The 17,710-nt window shown below is 66.8% G+C and carries 9 protein-coding genes and 1 pseudogene; 6 read left to right on the plus strand and 4 right to left on the minus strand.

Going from position 1 to position 17,710, the window contains the following annotated elements; genetic code table 11:
* Positions 1 to 332: 332 nt before the first annotated feature.
* The 3 genes and pseudogenes from AB0C96_RS41950 to AB0C96_RS41960 all read left to right on the plus strand — a co-directional run bounded on the left by AB0C96_RS41950 (position 333) and on the right by AB0C96_RS41960 (position 2,490).
* Entirely contained in the window at positions 333 to 911 is a 579-nt protein-coding gene (locus AB0C96_RS41950; protein WP_362925439.1) for a GNAT family N-acetyltransferase, read from the plus strand.
* Between the two features lie 583 nt (positions 912 to 1,494).
* Positions 1,495 to 1,662 (plus strand): annotated as a pseudogene (locus AB0C96_RS41955) (ISL3 family transposase); the annotation flags it as partial.
* A gap of 246 nt (positions 1,663 to 1,908) precedes the next feature.
* Positions 1,909 to 2,490 (plus strand): hypothetical protein, encoded by a 582-nt coding sequence (locus tag AB0C96_RS41960; protein WP_362925441.1) that lies wholly within the window; start codon positions 1,909 to 1,911, stop codon positions 2,488 to 2,490.
* A 126-nt stretch (positions 2,491 to 2,616) separates the two neighbouring features.
* Here the strand turns inward: AB0C96_RS41960 and AB0C96_RS41965 are convergent, their stop codons facing one another.
* Both AB0C96_RS41965 and dnaE read right to left on the minus strand, forming a co-directional pair.
* A complete protein-coding gene (locus tag AB0C96_RS41965; RefSeq protein ID WP_362925443.1) occupies positions 2,617 to 2,976 on the minus strand; it encodes a DUF6300 family protein in 360 nt (119 codons plus the stop codon).
* Positions 2,973 to 6,572, minus strand: a complete 3,600-nt coding sequence (gene dnaE, locus AB0C96_RS41970) for a DNA polymerase III subunit alpha (protein ID WP_362925444.1) — start codon at positions 6,570 to 6,572, stop codon at positions 2,973 to 2,975. The genes AB0C96_RS41965 and dnaE overlap by 4 nt, the downstream gene beginning before the upstream one ends.
* A 550-nt stretch (positions 6,573 to 7,122) precedes the next feature.
* Here dnaE and AB0C96_RS41975 point away from each other — a divergent pair.
* Complete coding sequence (locus AB0C96_RS41975) at positions 7,123 to 7,683, plus strand: hypothetical protein (protein ID WP_362925446.1); 561 nt, start codon at positions 7,123 to 7,125, stop codon at positions 7,681 to 7,683.
* 244 nt (positions 7,684 to 7,927) lie between these two features.
* On the opposite strand, the gene AB0C96_RS41980 is transcribed toward AB0C96_RS41975, so the two are convergent.
* Positions 7,928 to 8,470 (minus strand): DUF1266 domain-containing protein, encoded by a 543-nt coding sequence (locus AB0C96_RS41980; RefSeq protein WP_362925448.1) that lies wholly within the window; start codon positions 8,468 to 8,470, stop codon positions 7,928 to 7,930.
* Between the two features lie 1,068 nt (positions 8,471 to 9,538).
* Positions 9,539 to 10,072, minus strand: a complete 534-nt coding sequence (locus AB0C96_RS41985) for an AAA family ATPase (RefSeq protein ID WP_362925450.1) — start codon at positions 10,070 to 10,072, stop codon at positions 9,539 to 9,541.
* A gap of 474 nt (positions 10,073 to 10,546) precedes the next feature.
* Between AB0C96_RS41985 and AB0C96_RS41990 the strand changes: the two genes are divergently transcribed.
* Together AB0C96_RS41990 and AB0C96_RS41995 are read left to right on the plus strand one after the other, a co-directional pair.
* Positions 10,547 to 14,935, plus strand: a complete 4,389-nt coding sequence (locus AB0C96_RS41990; RefSeq protein ID WP_362925451.1) for a LamG-like jellyroll fold domain-containing protein — start codon at positions 10,547 to 10,549, stop codon at positions 14,933 to 14,935.
* Between the two features lie 513 nt (positions 14,936 to 15,448).
* Complete coding sequence (locus AB0C96_RS41995; RefSeq protein WP_362925453.1) at positions 15,449 to 17,629, plus strand: SpvB/TcaC N-terminal domain-containing protein; 2,181 nt, start codon at positions 15,449 to 15,451, stop codon at positions 17,627 to 17,629.
* Positions 17,630 to 17,710 lie beyond the last annotated feature (81 nt).

Here is a 17,710-nt window from a genome sequence, read left to right on the forward strand (position 1 = left end):
GCGCAATCTCGGCATGAGGATGTCCCAGCTCGAACAACTCGACTGCCCGCATACGTCGGGCCTCGGCCAACTGCGGCCGCGTCAAAGGCGGAACGAACACCTCGGAAGGAACAGACTGAGACTCGAAAAGCACAGCAAGATCCTGCCACCAACCGAGCCCACCACACCCACAGAACTAACGAAAACCTCAGTAGACGAAAAGTTCCGAATGCTGGCGCTCCGTCCCGCGTGCTGATTCCTTCAGTTGTCCCGCAGGAGGGCTGCCCTCGTTCTCACCTGCGGGCTTATGAGCCGCCGGACGCGTGCACGAACAGGCTGCATAGGATCCCCGGATGGCAACCACCAGTTCCCTCCTGCAAGGGCCGCGAGTGGCCATACGCCACGTCCGCCGCCAGGACTACGACGAGCTCACCGTGCTGGCCCAGGAGAGCGCCGAGATGCTTCGCCGCTGGCTGGGCACCCGCGAGAACACGGTCGAAGCGTTTGAGAGCTACCTTGCGCGGTTCGAGCAGCCCGCCCATGAAGGCTTCGTGATCTGCCTGCGCAGCACCGGCGCGATCGTGGGCGGCGTCAACATCAACAACATCATCCGGGGCACCCTCCAGACCGGAACCCTGGGCTACACCTCGTACGTCTCTACGACCGGCCACGGCTACATGACCGAAGGACTGGGGCTTGTGGTTCAGTTCGCCTTCGGCCAACTGGACCTGCACCGGCTGGAGGCAAACATCCAGCCGGACAACGCCGCCTCGCTGAATCTCGTCAAACGTCTGGGCTTCCAGCATGAGGGCTACTCGACTGCCTTCCAGTACATCAACGGCGCATGGAGGGACCACGAACGCTGGGCCATCACCGCCGAGATGGCACACGGAACAGTACAGTTCACGGACTCCCCGACGCCCCGCGGGTGAGGTAGCGGACAGCCCTCCGGCAGGCCAACCCTCCGAACTGGTCTGTCTGGCCGTCGCGCAGGCGCTGCTGCGCTTCGGTACGCCGAGCCCGGACCAGCTACACAATGGGAACGGATGACGCCTACCGGGCCGGGAACCGAGGACTCGGCCGCACTGACCCGAACTCGCCGGCCTCGTTGTGGAGTCGGGCTGCGCTTCGTACCCTCGACGTACCGAAACTGGAGAGGATGCCATGAACACCCGTCTTGGACGTTTAGCCCGCATCAGGTCCTTCCTTCTGTATGGACGCCGGCCGCGCTTCGACCACCCCAATTCGCACCGCACCGCGCGGCCCGACCAGCTTGCAGGCCTCGCTTTCCACTACCGCCCCTCCTCCACGTCGGCAGGCGGTTCCGGCAGTTCAGGAGGCTTCTGACCGCCCCTGCGGGCACAGGCTCGTGTATCCCTGGAACCGCAGCACGTCGAACCCCTCCGCCCGCCGCTATTGGTGAGGGGAGCGTACGGGTCCCCGCCAGCTCCGGGGCGTCCGACTCCTCGAATGGATCACGGCAGTCCGAGCCGACGGCTTGCCCAGCATGCAACGTTCGCCAACGGCTCCGAACGTGATCTCGACGCTGTCATCGCGAGTCTCGCACTGCCCTGGAACTCGGGAATCGTCGAAGGCCATGTCATCCGCATCAAAATGATCAAGCGCCAAATGTATGGCAGGGCTGGCTTTTCCCTCCTCCGGAAACGCGTCCTCCCGGCGTGATGCGTGTGTCCCGTGCCATCCAAGCAAGGCGATTGACAGCGAACCCAAGCAGGCCGCCGACTGCGCGGATCGCAGAATTCCCTGAGAAGGCTGTTGAGCAGGCTCGTTGGCGGGAAGGTCACACGCTGGTCTGGGTCGGCTGAGTTTCGCCCTGGCGGTTTGTGGATCCCCCCTCACCTGCTGGCCGGCACGCACCTGAACCCGTGCCGGGGTGCACGCGGACCTCCACGGGGAAGGCACGCGGGTATGACCGCCATCGTCGTATCAGTCGTGGGCGTGCTGGGCACCGTCATGGGAGCCGCTCTCACCGCCTTCGTCGCAGCCCGTGTGGAACAGCGCAGAGAAGCGACACAGAACAGGGTTCAGTTGAATGAGCTGCGGGTCGAGCACCAGCGCTGGCGCCGTGAACGCCGACAAGCTGCCTACCTCTCCTTCCTCGATGCGCTGGGGACCGCTGACCGAGACAACCAAGCCTTCTTCCGCGAGCTGCAGGCCAGAAACTCGCCGGTATCGCTCGATGAGGCGCGGATCGCCGCGATCAGGCCGAAGTTCAAGGACGCTGAGAGCTCGGGACTCGTGGTGATCTTGGAAGGTCCCGAGCTCGTCGCGGAGGCAGCACAGAACCTCGTCGATCAGATTGCTTCTCTGGTCCAAGACGTTCGGGAGTACGCGGAGGCAGCCACGGCGGATGGTCTTGCAGACCGGGGTAACACCGTCCACGAGGCCGGCATGGAATTCATAGCGCAGCGCAAGGCATTTCTCGACATGGCCAGGGAAGCGCTTGACGAGGTGGCCATGCACGACCAAGGCCTCCTCGATGTCCGCTGAACACATCCCTGTCACCCGACCGTTCCAGTCCGGCTGAAGCCCTACCGCCACCCGCACCGAACAGGCCAAACCGCCGCTCACCGATCAAAAAACCCGTCCCGGACGGCATCGGCCGGTGAGGCCTCGTCACAGCTCATCGAGGTGCCAGCGTTGCTCCTCCTCGGCCAACGCCTTCGGGTCGGGTGCTCGGCGACGAGCCCGTCCGGTCCAGTCGACAGCCAGCAGGATGAATGTCTCGACGTCTTCCGGGCGCACCGCTCCTTGTTCGTCGATCAGTGCCGACAACGCTGTGGCTGTCTCCTCGCCGTCGTCGCACGTGGCGCACAGGACAGCCTGCTTGAACCCGCGGACCGGCTTGCCGTTGTGCCCGTGCCAGGTGTGGGGGAAGCGGGCTGACATCAGGCCGGCTCTCCCGCATTGCGGGCAGGTGGGGGTGTCTTCGGTCTCCTGCCGTGTGGTGGTCGCGGCTGGTCGGTCGGTGGTCATGTCGTGCCCGTCCAGGCCTCGGGGCCGAACGCGCCCTTGATGTCGGAGGCGAGGGTCGAGGCGTTCACCAGCCTGCCGAGCGCGTACACCGTCGTCGTCTGTGGAGACCTGACCCGCAGGTGCACCGGCGAGTCGCCAGGATGGGCGCCCAGGATGCGTTTCAGCTCCGCGACGGCGGAGGCGTTGACGCGGTGGACCGGCATGTGGAGCTGCACAGGTGGCCGGCTCCCGCCCTCGGGGGAGGACACGTCGAGGACCTCCAGTTCCCGTCCGTGGAGGTTCAGGGTGCCGTCGCGGTCTTCGATGCGGCCCCGGACGGCGATGACGTTGTCCTCCACGAGCGCGTGCTGGAGGAGTTCGTAGATCGCCGGGAAGAACAGGACCTCGATCGAGCCGTCGCGGTCGGCGAGGTTGGCGATGGCCCAGGGGTTGCCCTGTTTGGTCATCTTGCGCTGCACGCCGGCGATCAGCCCGGACAGCTTGATCTCCCCCGTGGTGCGGCCGGAGCCGAGGAGCTCTGCGATGGAGGCATCGCGGTGGGCGGCGAGGAGGTGTTCCGCGCCGTCGAGTGGGTGGGCGGAGACGTACAGGCCGAGCATCTCGCGTTCGGTCGCCAGCAGCTGCCGGCGTGGCCACTCGGTGTGGCTGATCGTGAAGTCGAGGCCGAAGGCGGGGGTGTCGGCTTCCTGGCTGCCCAGGTCGGCGAAGAGGTCGTCCTGGCCGTAGGCGGCTGCCTTCTTGACCGGGATGACGGAGTCGATGGCGTCCTCGTGGATCGCGGCGAGGCCTTTGCGGGTGTGGCCGAGCGAGTCGAAGGCGCCGGCTTTGATCAGGGAGTCGACCGCCCGTTTGTTGAGTGCGGCGATCTCCGCCTTGTCCAGGAAGTCGGCGAAGGAGGTGAAGGTGCCGTGCTTCTTGCGAGCCTGGATGATGGCGTCGATAACGTTGTCGCCGACGTTGCGCACCGAGCGCAGACCGAAGCGGACGTCGTCGCCGATGGCCGTGAACTCCGCAGCCGATTCGTTCACGTCCGGCTGCAGGACGCGCACGCCGTTCTTGCGGGCGTCGGCAAGGTAGACGGCGGCCTTGTCCTTGTCGTCGCCGACGGAGGTCAGCAGCGCCGCCATGTACTCGGCCGGGTAGTTCGCCTTGAGGTAGGCGGTCCAGTAGGCGACCAAGCCGTAGCCGGCGGTGTGGGACTTGTTGAACGCATAGCCCGAGAAGGGGAGCATGACGTCCCACAGCGCCTTGATGGACTGCTCGGAGTAGTGGTTGGCGGTCATGCCGTCGTGGAACTTCTCCCACTCGGCGGCCAGTACTTCCGGCTTCTTCTTTCCCATCGCGCGGCGCAGCATGTCCGCGCCGCCCAGGGTGTAGCCCGCCAGCTGGCGGGCGATGGCCATGATCTGCTCCTGGAAGATCAGCAGGTGGTGGGTGGAGCCGAGGATGGGATCCAGGGCCTCCTTCAGCTCCGGGTGGATCGGCGACGGCTCCTGTCTTCCGTTCTGGCGCAGGGCGTAGTTGGTGTGCGCGTTGGCAGCCATCGGGCCGGGCCGGTAGAGGGCCAGGGCTGCGGCGATGTCCTCGAACCGGGTGGGCTCCATCTGCTTGAGGAGAGCGCGCATGCCGCCGCCGTCGAGCTGGAAGACCCCGAAGGTGTTGCCGTCGGCCAGCAGCTGGAAGGTCGTGGCGTCGTCCAGGGGGATGACGAGAGTCGAGGAGTCGCCGTCTTGCGGGTCTACGGTGGCGAGGTTCACGCAGCGGTTGTGTCGGATGTTGGCGATGGCTTGGTCGATGACGCCCAGGTTCCGCAGGCCCAGGAAGTCCATCTTGATCAGCCCCATGTCTTCGCAACTGGGGTAGTCGAACCCGGTGATCTTCACGCCGTCCTTGGCGCGCATGTGCAGCGGGATGCGGTCGGTCAGCCGGGTCTTGGACAGGATGACCGCCGCGGCGTGCACACCGGTGCCGCGGGTCAGGCCCTCCACCCCGCGGGCGGTGTCCATCACCCTGCGGACGTCGGGCTCACCTTCGTACATCTGTCGGATCTCGCCGCACTCGCCGTAGCGCGGGTGGGTGGTGTCGAAGATCCCGTCGAGTGGGATGGACTTGCCGTTCTGGTCTGGTGGGAGGGCCTTGGTGATGCGCTCGCCGTGCGCGAAGGGGTAGCCGAGGATGCGGGAGCTGTCTTTGATGGCGTTCTTGGCTTTGATCTTGCCGAAGGTGTTCACCATGGCGGTGAACTCGTCGCCGTACTTGTCGGTGACATAGCGGACCATCTGGTCGCGCTGGCGGTCGTCGAAGTCGAGGTCGACGTCCGGGGGGTTGATGCGTTCGGGGTTGAGGAACCGCTCGAACAGCAGACCGTGCGCAAGAGGGCAGAGCTCGGTGATGCGGGTGGCGTAGGCGACGATCGAACCGGTAGCCGAGCCGCGGCCCGGCCCGACGGAGATCTTGTTGTCCCGCGCGTAGCGGCAGATGTCCGCAACGACCAGGAAGTACGAGCTGAAGCCCATCGGACCGATGACGGCCATCTCGGTTTCGAACCGGTCCAGGACGTGGTGCGGGACGGGGTCGCCGTAGCGCACGGCCAGGCCCTTGAGCACCTCCTTGCGCAGCCACGACTCCTGCGTCTCGCCCTCGGGCACGTCCGGGTATTGGGGCATCTCGTCGACGTAGTCGAAGACTTCGTCGTACGGCTCGACGCGTTCGGCGATCAGGAGGGTGTTGTCACAGGCCTCGGGCAGCTCGGCGAACAGGCGCCGCATCGCCTCGGCGGTCTTGAGGTAGTAGTCGGTGCCGCTGAAGCGGAAGCGATTCGGGGCGTCCTTGTTCTTGCCCACCCCGATGCACAGAAGGTTGTCGTGGGCGTCGGCCTGGTCCTCGGCGACGTAGTGCGCGTCGTTCGTCGCGAGCAGCGGGAGGTTCAGCTCCTTGGCCAGGCTCAGCAGCCCCTCGCGCACGTCCCGCTCGATGGACAGGCCATGGTCCATCAGCTCCAGGAAGTAGTTCTCCCGGCCAAAGATGTCCTGGTACGCCGCGGCGGCGGTCTTCGCCTCGTCGTACTGGTTCAGGCGCAGGCGGGTTTGGATTTCGCCAGAAGGGCAGCCGGTCGTCGCGATGATTCCCGCCGGGCGCTCGGCGATCAGCTCACGGTCCATGCGCGGCTTGCCGGCCGGGAACTGCCCCTCGTAGGAGGCCTGCGTGGACAGCCAGAACAGGTTGCGCAGACCGTGCACGTTCTGCGCCCACATGGTCATGTGGGTGAAGCGGCCACCGCCTGAGACGTCCTTGGAGCCCTCGCCGTCGTCCGACACGGCCCGCTGGCCACCGGGCCCCCAGAACTCCTGCCGGCGGCTGTGCCGGGAGGAGGGGGCGACGTAGGCCTCGATGCCGATGATCGGCTTCACACCGGCGTACTCCTTGGCCACCTGCTGGAACTCGTAGGCGCCGAACATGTTGCCGTGGTCGCTCATCGCGATGGCCGGCATCCCCTGCCGGGCGACCTCGGCGAACATCGGCTTGAGCCTCTGCGCCCCGTCGAGCATCGAATACTCAGTGTGATTATGCAGGTGGACGAAGCTTTTGCCGGACACCGAGCAGACACCTCCGGGGCAGGTCGGGGAAGCCGTCACCCTATCCCCGCAGGCCGCTCCAAGGACTCCTTGGCGCGCGCCTCGCGGAAGAACAACTTGCCTGTACAGCGCCGACCTTGAGGTATCACGCAAAGTTCCTGCCGACACGGCGCGGCGCCCTTATCGAGCGCGCTGGAACCCCTACAGCGCCCTGAATTACGGGCTTGACGGGCCGCCCCGGCAGTCACTCTCAGTGATTCTCCGTGGGTTGGGGCACTGTCTGTTCGAAAGCGGCACGAGACGGCCCCGGTCGCCGCGTACGGGGGAATCGCGACGGCCGGGGCCTATCAGACAGCTTAGTGGTCAGCCTGTGACGTAAGGCGCATTCGAAACCGCCGTGCGAGCGGCCCAGGTCCTCGCCTTCAGCGCACAGGTCCTCGCGCAGCGGCACACGCGGACTCGGGCCCTCCGCGAACCGGCCGGCACCCCGCCTGGACCGGATCGGGAATCGTTCCCCGCCGGATCCGGCGTGACCTGTTGACGTGTTGTCGGCTGGTGGTGAGGGGACCGAATGAGAGCGCGGACGATGGTGAGCGTGGCGGTATCGGCCTGTGTGGCGCTGATGGCGTGCGCGTGCGGTCCGGGCAAAGCGAAGGAGGACACGGACGCGAAGCCTTCGCAGCCGTCCTCGTCCACGCCGGCCGAGGAGCCGTCGGCCACACCGCCCGTGCCCGCTCGGACCGAGAAGCCGTCGGCTGGGCCGACCGGCGACCAGCCCGCGCCCAGGACGAAGGAGGGCGCGATCCAGCGGTACGAGCAGTACCTCCACGCCCTGGGCCGTGAGGACATCGACACGGTCTGCGAAGTGGCCAGGCCCGCCGCGAGGAAGGCACAGGACCAGGGGCTCGGCCCGTGCACGTCGACGTACGCCGCCGTGTTCCAGATGATCTCGCCCGCGCACAAGAAGGCCCTGAAACACCGCAACGGTCGCCCCACAGCGCATCGTCGTGCGCACGCCCGACAGATCGAGATGCCGATCGAAGCGGTCAGGGCCTCCGCCACCTTCTCCGAGAGCGACCTCGGCAGCTACACCCGGGAGTACCTCAAGAACGATGGGTACATCACCGACTGAACCCAACGCCGTACGCGGAGCCGCCCGACCGATGGCTCCGCGCACACGCCACCCGGCGGCCGGTCGACCGACGCCCGCCGACACCCTTCAGCCCGCACCGTGCTGTCGGTTGTCTCCGCCCCCGTGTCTGGCCGCGCCCGGTGCACCCCGGGGCGGCACCGGCCGCCGCGCCCCGCCCCCGCACACGGCTCCTGGCGCCGCTGCGCGACCCCGCGTTCCGGCGCGTCTTCGTGGCGATGCGTCGTCAGCGGCCTTGAGGAGGGATGTGGTCGCTGCGGTAGATGGTGTCCCATGGGACACGTTGCCACGGGCTGCTGGTGTTCGTGGGGTCCAGCAGGCGATGCACAGCCTGAACGGAGTCCTCCTGGGAACCGGCCCAGTCGCGACCGGCGTTGCGCATCCACAGCTCGCGTCCACTGACGAAGTCGTGCGCGAACGCCTCCCACGATGCGTAGCTCTGCGCCACGGGGACGACCGCGCTCGCAAGGAGTTGCCAGGCGGTGACCTCGTCGATGTAGCCGGCGCCGAATCCCAGCCGGATGACGGTGACGTAGCGACCGAAGTCCCACGCGACGGGCGGGTGCCCGATAGCCGCTGCCATCTGCATTCGGTGTCCCTCCGAGGCCAGCCACTGCAAGGTTGCATGCAGGCTCTGTGAGGAGGAGATATCCCAGCTCTGTTGCAGGCTCACCTGGCAGTTGGTGGGGTTGATCCGCTTCAAGGGATACAGCATCAAGTGGCTATGCCCCCACATCCGCTCGGCCAGAACAGCGTCGAGCGACACCATCCACCGCTGGTGAGCTGTCAGCGGGGTCGGATAGCGCCTCTTCGCAGATGGCCCAAACGCCATCTTCAGCAATGCCCCCACAAGTATTCGAGCACTCATGCAGGGATCCTCACAGGACGCCCAACGGCAGGTCAAAACCGGCAATGCCCGTGTGCGTGCTGGTTATCGCTGTCACTGGTGGTGCGCTGCGCCATGGAGGCCACGCTCCCCTCCCCAGCGACGTAGAAGTGGCGACGCCCCCGCAGGGACGCCGACAGACATGTGTCCGCAGGTCGCGTTCGAGAACCTGGTCGCGGCCAACACGATTGACCTGCGATGGTGTGCGCCATGAAATCCGAGCCGAGCTCCGACCCCGCGCGCCACTACGACCGGGGAGGGTGGCTGGTTCAGTTCACCGGCCACATGCTTGTCGTCTGCCCAAGATGCAGCGGCCGCGCACTCGTCCTTCCCCGCCCCGGCCTCCCTGAGCCCAAATACTCTACGGAGCTGCTGTTCCTGCCACGTCGACTGGCTTGCCGAGGGTGTGGTGCTGTCGCCGATTGGGAGCCGGAAGTACGAGGGGCCGGACTCGTCGCGGCGAATCCGGGTGGCACAGAGGATCCGTTCTTCCGAAGGCCACTATGGCTGCAGACCCGCTGTGTCGGCCAGATCCTGTGGGCCTACAACGAAGAGCACGTCACCGAACTGTCGGCCTATGTCGGCGCCACCTTGCGCGAGCATGGCGCGAGTCCGACAAGGGCCATGATCCCGCGACTGCCACGATGGTTGAAGAGCTCCGCCCATCGCTCCGAAGTCCTGGCCAGCTTGGAGACACTGCGCGTCCTGGCGAATCGGTCAGCTCCCGCCGATCGGTCCGATGCCGCGCATGAGCGTGGCGACCGCCCTCAGCACTATGGCGCCCTGTACTTCCGAGGCGGCCCATACAACAACGGGATCACATAGGCCTGACGCCCGAAACGCTACGAGACCCCAAGGACGTCATAGGGCGGATTCCTGGGGGCTGGTGCTGCCGGCAAACGCCGGGTGCCTGCGGGTAACCGGCTGAGCCCTGTCGCAACGGTGCGACGGTCAGCGGTCCCGTGCGGGCAGGTGGGCCAGGCCGGTGTCGAGCATGATGCGGTCAGTGGTCTCGTGCAGGGCGCTGTCGGCGCCGATGACGGTCTCGATGCCGTCGGGCAGCAGATCGCGCGGTCGGTACCAGTCGCGCAGTTGCGTCTCATTAACGTCATTGGCGATCGGCTTGGTGGCATGCCGGGCGAGGGTTTCGCCGAACGGCACGTCCAGGTAGTAGCCGTGGGTCGGGCCGCGGTGATCGGCACGCAGCTGGGCGAGCATGTCGCCGTAGCGGTCGGCGTAGAGGATGCCCTCGACCACGACGTGATAGCCGGCGTCCAGGGCGTAGCGGGCTGTCAGGTCGATCAGGCCGATATTCGCGGCGCCGGGCCGGTCCCGCTCGCGGAGCACGATACGGCGCAGGTTGTCCTGGCCGACCAGGGCCAAGCCGCGGCCGAACCTCTCACGGAGGCCGGCCGCGACGGACGACTTGCCCGAAGCACTGTTGCCGCGCAGTACGACCAGCCGGGTCTCTTCGGATCCCACCATCACGACCCTCACGCTACCGACCGTCAGTGAGTAGATGACGCTGTCGGGGATCTTGTAAGTCCCCGACAATCCGGAAGATCATTGGCTGGAGTCAGCGACGCTGGAGGGGCGTCCTTGGGGCGGTGGTTCTTTTGACACCGACGGCTCAGAACTGGGTCTGGGGCAAGCCCCGGCATCCTGCCAGGTGGCTGCTCGTTGCAACCATGTTTCCGCGAACCTTCTTGTAGGCGCGGACAAAAGGCGGCCCTGGCACCCACTTTCGAGGGCCTGCGCTTGTTCGGTGAGATCGGCATCTAGCTCACCGCCCATGACGACACCCGCGATGACAGCAGCCTCGTCATCGGCGTATGCCCAACGGCGGTGCTCCACTGGCGCGTTCTCGCTGCGAATACGACTTGAAACCGTACAACCCCTCAGTGTAGTGACATGGCATCACGCAGCTCCACAACCCAGAATGCCGGTTCCACTCCATGAATGGCGTTTCATGGAGGTACCCAGGCAAACCGGATTGGATATACGTTCCCGCCCACAACTTCTTCATGGAATCTTCATTTTTGTGGGCGGGGGATGACGGAGATGCCTGGATCGGTGCGTCGAAGACGCGTTCATCGGGCGCTGTCGGCAGGGATGGGCGGGCTGCCGTCGGCAGGCCTACTGCCCGCATTGCTCGGGCCGTCCGCTTCGGCCGCGCCTCACCCGCCGCCGGAGCGCGCCACGACCACCGTCGCGGCACACAAGTCGGATGCCCAGGCTCCTACCGAGGACGCCGCCCTGGAACAGGCCAGACGCACCGGCCGGGAAGTTGAAGTCGCTTCCCTGCGCGGCGAGTCGGCCGACGTTGTGGCTACTCCGGAGGGCAAGCTTCAGGCCCGGCAGTACCTGCGCCCGATCCGTACAAGGGTGTCGGGGCAGTGGAAGGACATCGATACCGACCTTGCCAAGCAGAGCAACGGGACGGTGGAACCGAAGACGGCAGCCGTAGGCCTGGCGTTCTCGGGCGGTGGCGACACACCGCTGGTGACGATGCGCAAGGCGGGGCGCAAGCTGTCGCTGTCCTGGCCAGGGGCGCTGCCCGCTCCGGTACTCGATGGTGCGGAGGCTACCTACCGCGACGTGCTGCCCGGCGTGGACTTGAGGATGGGTGCGCAGGCAGACGGTTTCACCCAGCTGCTGATCGTCAAGTCGGCTCAAGCGGCGAGCAGTTCGGAGCTGGTGCAGCTGCGGCTGAAGCTGGCGGCGGACGGCGTGGATATCAAGGAGACTGCCGCCGGCGGGCTGAGCGCAGTGGACCGGGGCGCCGGATCGCCGGTGTTCGAGGCACCAGTACCGCTGATGTGGGACTGCAGCACGGGCCCCGGATCCGGGGCTCCCCAGGCGGTCACCTCCCGCAATGCGACGGGAAAGGCGAGCGGTGCCGCCGCCGATGAACCCTCGGCGGGCGAGTCAGGGAAGCTCGCGCCTGTGGGGGTGGACGTCCCAGCAGACCAGGACCAGGTCGTCCTCAAGCCCGACGCCAACGTCCTGAAGGGCAAGGACACCGTCTATCCCGTGTTCATCGACCCGCAGTGGTCCACCCCGCGGGCGACCTCCTGGACGATGGCGTCGAAGTACTGGGCATCCTCGCCGCAGTGGAAGTTCAACGGCGATCACGACGCCGGGCTGGGCTACTGCAACTGGAACTACTGCCAGCCGAACGACACCAAGCGCCTCTTCTACCAGATTTCGACCTCGGCCTTCGCCGGGAAGTCGATCCTGTCGGCGGAGTTCGTGGTCCGTAACACCTGGTCCGCCTCCTGCAGCAAGCGCGAAGTCGAACTGTGGCGCACCAAGCCCATCTCCACCTCCACGACCTGGAATTCTCAGAACGAATCTGGGTTCTGGCAGAAACACCTGGCCTCCGACAGCTTCGCCTACGGATACGAAGGGTGCACGGCCAAGGACGGAGAATTCGGCGTCCGGTCTGCGGTGCAGGAGGCGGCGGACAGCAAGTGGCCGACGCTGACGTTCGGGTTGAGGGCCGGGAGCGAGAGCGACGGTTACGCATGGAAGCGGTTCTCGGACAAGGCGTACCTGAGGGTGACGTACAACCGGCCGCCGCCGCAGGTGAAGCCGTCGCAGCTGATGATGGAGTACGGCGGCAGCTGCAAGAAGTCCGACGCTCCCGCTCGGATCCGCACCCGGGGGAAGATCTACGCCAACAATGTCACCGACCCGGATCGCGACAAGGTTCAGGTCCAGTTCCAGGCCAGCTGGGACGCCGGCGACGGCAAGGGCAGCATCGCGCGGTGGAAGCCGGGGCTGACGACGGCGAAGAAGTCCGGCTCGGACTTCGCCGTCAGTCTGCCCACCTCGATTCCGGCGGACAAGACGGTGAGCTGGGCCGTGCGGACCTACGACGGCGCACAGTATTCGCCGTGGTCGTTCACCGGGGCGGCGGAGGCGTGCTACTTCGTCTACGACACACGGCAGCCCGCGGCCCCCACGATCGACTCAGGGGACTATCCGGCCTCCGATCCGGAGAATCCGGACGACCCGTGGTACGACGGGGTGGGCCAGTACGGCTCCTTCACGGTGGCGGACACGCACCGTGACGTGAACCGCTATGTGTACGGCGTCAACGGAGACCCGTCCGGTAAGAACGCGGTGACAACGACTGGTGGCGCGGCGCGGAACATCTCCGTCCAGCCGGAGAGGCCTGGGCTGAACTTCGTGACGGTCCAGGCCTTCGACGCGGCCGGCAACAACAGTGAGATCCGCACCTACCGGTTCCGGGTGAAGGCCGGTCAGCCCGAACGGGCCACCTGGCAGTTCGACGAGCCGGCCGGCGCCACCGAGGCCAGAGGGTCCACCCCGGCCCGTACCGCGGACCTGCACGGCGGCGCCACGCCGGGTGCGGAAGGTGTGGCCGGCACCGCGCTGTCGCTGAACGGGACCGACGGTTACGCGGCCACCGACATCCCCGTCGTGGACACCTCGCGCGGCTTCTCCGTCTCGGCCTGGGTCCGCCCGAGCCAGATCCCCGACCACCCGGCGATCGTCGCCACCCAACCGGGCAACAACCGGCCGGGCTTCGAGCTGTACTACTCCTCCGACCTCAAGCGGTGGGTGTTCAACCAGTACACCGCCGACAGCCCCGACGCCGGCATCGCCCGCGCGATGGCCGACCAGCCCGGCGGCGTCACAGCGAACGAATGGACCCACCTGGTGGGCGCGTACGACAGCACCGCCAAGATGCTGCAGCTGTACGTCAACGGCAAGCTCGCCGGTCAGGCCCCGTGCGCCACCGCATGGAACGCCCGCCGCGGCCTCCAGTTGGGCGCCGGCTCCTACGGCGGTACGCCCGGGTCCTTCTTCCCCGGGTCCATCGACGAGGTACAGATCTTCGACAAGCCCGTCTCCGCCGGCGAAGCCACCCGGCTGTACAACAAGGAGCGCATCCATGGCCCCGGGCGACCTGCCCGCGCGGTCTTCCCGCTCGACGAACCGGCCGACGCCCAACAGGTCACCGGTCACGGAGATGTCATGCCGGCCGTCCTCCACGGCGGTGCCGAATCCGGCAGGGCAGGGGTAGCGGGCAATGCGCTGACGCTGGACGGCAAGGACGACTATGCCGCGGTGGACGCCGCTCACTTCAACACCGAGCGGTCCTACACCGTCACCACCTGGGCCCGGGTTACCGACGCGAACCGCAATCAGACGGTTGTCGCGCAGGACGGCAGCTTCCTCAGCGCCTTCTACCTCTCGTACGAGGCCTCCAGTGGCTTGTGGAGTGTCCGGCTGGCCACCAAGGACGCCACCGACGGCAACCTCCAGCAACGCGTCGCCTCGAAGCAGAAGGCGAGCATCGGTACGTGGGTGCACCTCGCGGCCGTGCACGACACGGTGGACAACACCGTGAGCCTGTACGTCAACGGCATCCTGCAGGGCAGCACCGCCGCGCCGCAGGCCTGGTACGGCGACGGCGCCCTGCAGGTCGGCCGTGCCTTCTACCGCGGTGCCTACACCGACTACCTCGTCGGGCAGGTCGACGACGTCCGGATCTTCGACCGTCCGGTCTCCGAGGGCGAGATCCACCAGCTCGTGCAGCGACGACCGGTCCTGACCGGCCGCTGGCAGTTCGACCAGACGGCCGATCCCGGAGCAAACTCCGTGGTACGCGGACCGGCCATGACACTGGGCGGCGGGGCGAAGCAGGTTCCGGGTGGAGGGTTCCTGGGGGACGGCGGGCTGGTGCTGGACGGCACACAGAACTACGCCTCCAGCGCGATTCCCCTCGACACGAGCGAGAGTTTCACCGTGACCGCATGGGCGCAGGCGGCATCGATACCCACGCGCCCGGCGGCCCTGGTGAGCGCTGAGGCAACGAATGCCAGCGGTTTCGCCGTGGGGTTCCTGCCGAACCCCACGAAGACCGGTGAGGGGGTGTGGCAGGCGGTCACCGCCCGGTCGGACACGGCGGAGACCGAGTACGACTGGGCGGGCAACGCACAGCCCATGAACAGCGTGACGGACTGGAACCACATCGCGATCGCCTACGACGGCTTCGCCCGGCAGCTGCGCATCTATGTCAACGGTGAACTCGGCGAAGCAGCCTGCCTGGACGCGGACGGCGACGGCCAGGCCGACGACGCGCAGTGCACCGAAGTGGTGCCCTGGGCCGAGGACGTTATCTCCATCAAGGCTCTCAAATCTCTGCAGATCGGCCGGGCGAAGGGACGCAACGCCTTCCGGGACTACTGGCCCGGCGCGATCGACGATGTATGGACCTTCCAGGGGGCGCTCACCGACGAACAGATCGGCCGCCTGGCGGGCGAATGGTACGAGCTGCCCACCGAGGTACCGAACGTGCCCGAAGCGGGCTGATCAGGGGCGGGCGGTATCGGACCGTCCGCCACACACCAGCGCACTTTTCTTCCGGAGTGGAACACCACGGTGCCGACGGCTCCGATCGGTGAGCAGCAAGGGGTGGGGACAGAAGTGAACGGCATGCGTGGGCTCTTCCGGCATACTCGGCTCCAGCAAAGACTCGCCATGGGCGTCGCCACAGTGCTGGCCGGATCCCTGTTACCGGCTCTCCCGGTGGCTCAAGCCGCAGCGCCATCTGGAGCACCGAGCCGACCCAACGTCGGAGAACCCGTTCCGGGGGCCGATGGCATGCGGGTCAAACCGCGGAAGCTGGCCAAGGGACCACGCATCCCCACCGCACACCCCAGGAGCGTTTGGCCCGAGGCCAGTTCCGCAACGTTCCGTCCTGCCGCAGGAGGCGCCGCTTCACCATCGACATCCGGTGCGGGCGGGGATCTACCTCTCACCCTGACGCCCGACCTGGGTGTCAAGGCATCGTCCGCTGCGGGGCACTCCGCGACGCCCGGCGCGGTGACCGCTCGAACCCTCGGCCGGAAGCAGACCCGCCGGGCCGGCGTCGATGGCATGCTGTTCACCCTCCAGCCGAACACGGCCGCCGCGACGAAGGGAACTGCGTCCCCAGCCCCCGTGCGAGTGACCGTCGATTACGCGGCCTTCGCCGAAGCCCACGGGGGTGGCTACGCCTCCCGGCTGCGCCTGGTCGAGCTGCCAGCCTGTGCGGCGACCACCCCGGACAAGGCCGGCTGCCGCACCGCGAAGCCACTCACCACCAGCAATAACACCGAGAAGCACACTTTGACCGCGTCTGCGGTGCCGCTACGCGCAAACAGCCCCACCGTTCTTGCAGCGGTCGGTGACGGCAAGAGCGTCAAGGGCGATTACAAAGGCACCAGTCTTGCCCCCTCCGCGACCTGGGACACCAACCTCAACACGGGCGGCTTCACCTGGTCCTACGACATGCCCGTCCCCGAGGTCCCCGGCGGCCGCAAGCCGAGCGTCGGCCTGTCGTACTCCTCCGCATCCATCGACGGGCGCACCGGCAACAGCAACAACCAAGGCTCCTGGGTCGGTGACGGCTTCGAGCTGTGGCCCGGCTACATCGAGCGTCGCTACAAGCCCTGCTCCGACGACGGCGAGAAGCACGCCGACGGCAACAAGCCCGGCGACCTGTGCTGGTCGTATGAAAACGCCTTCGTCTCCTTCAACGGCAAGGCAGGCGAACTCGTCCCTGCGGGCAAGGACGAGTGGAAGCTCCAGAACGACGACGGGACGAAGATCAAGCGGCTGACCTCCTCAGCGCGCGACAACGGTGACAACGACAACGAGTACGGGGAGCTGACCGACCCCTCCGGGGCACGCTTCTACTTCGGCTACCACAAGCTGCCTGGCTGGGCCTCCGGCAAGGACACCACGGACTCGACGTGGACCGTCCCCGTCTTCGGCAACAACAGCGGCGAGGACTGCCACAAGGACACCTTCAAGGACTCCTGGTGCCAGCAGGCCTGGCGCTGGAACCTCGACTACGTCGTCGACCCGCACGGCAACGCCATCGCGTACTACTACGACAAGGAGACCAACTCCTACGGGCGTGACCTGAACAAGGACGACGACACCCCCTACACCCGTGGCGGCTACCTCAAGCGCATCGAGTACGGCCGCACCTCCAGTGACCTCTACGCCGGCAAGCCGCTCGCCCAGGTGTCCTTCACCAACGCCGAACGCTGCCTGCCCCAGACCGGGGTCACCTGCGCCGCCGACACCATCGACGCCAAGAGCTTCTACTGGTACGACACGCCCTGGGACCTTAACTGCAAAGCTGGCTCCACCTGCGACCAAGGGCGCCTCTCCCCCACCTTCTGGACCCGCAAGCGCCTCACGGGCGTGACCACCGAGGTCTTCAAGGATGGCGCCCTAACCCCGGTCGACTCCTGGTCCCTGGACCACCGTTGGGGCAAGGCCGACGTCGACTACCAGCTGGAACTGGAATCCATCCAGCACACCGGCCACACCGACACCGCGCCCCTCACCCTGCCGAAGACCACCTTCGCCTACACCCAGCTGGCCAACCGCCTCGACAAGATCGGCGACGGCTACGCCCCGTACGTCAAGGACCGCCTGTCGACCATCGACGACGAATACGGCGGCCAGACCGACGTCAACTACTCCGCCCCCGCCTGCTCCTTCGACGGCCTGCCCGCCCCGGAGTCCAACACCACGCGGTGCTTCCCGCAGTTCATCGGCGGCAGCGCCAGCGACGACATGGACAAGTCGTGGTTCAACAAGTACGTCGTCACCTCCGTGACGACCAGCGACCGCACAGGCGGCGCGCCCGATCAGGTCACCCGCTACAGCTACCTCGGCGACGCCGCCTGGCACTACGACGATGACGACGGGCTGACCCGGGAGAAGTTCAAGACCTGGTCCCAGTGGCGCGGCTACGGCCACGTCCGTGTCCAGACCGGTGGCCAGGGCACCAGCGCCGACGCCATGAAGACGCAGGAGGAGAGCTACTTCCTGCGAGGCATGGACGGCGACCGCAAGTCCACGAGCGGCGGAGCCAAGGATGTCAGCGTCTCCCTCGGCGAGGGTGAGGGCGAGCCGATTGTCGACCACTCCTCGGCGGCAGGCTTCCCCTACAAGACCGTCTCCTACTCCGCCCCCGCCGGGAAGGTCCTGGCTAAGAGCTCCTAACACAACGCTGGTAGCCGTGCCCTCTGGACAGGTGCGTCGGTTGGTTAGGTATGGGAAAGCGGAACCCTCAACCATGGCTGG

The organism is Streptomyces sp. NPDC048506 (assembly GCF_040651315.1).
In the GTDB taxonomy this organism is placed as follows: domain Bacteria; phylum Actinomycetota; class Actinomycetes; order Streptomycetales; family Streptomycetaceae; genus Streptomyces.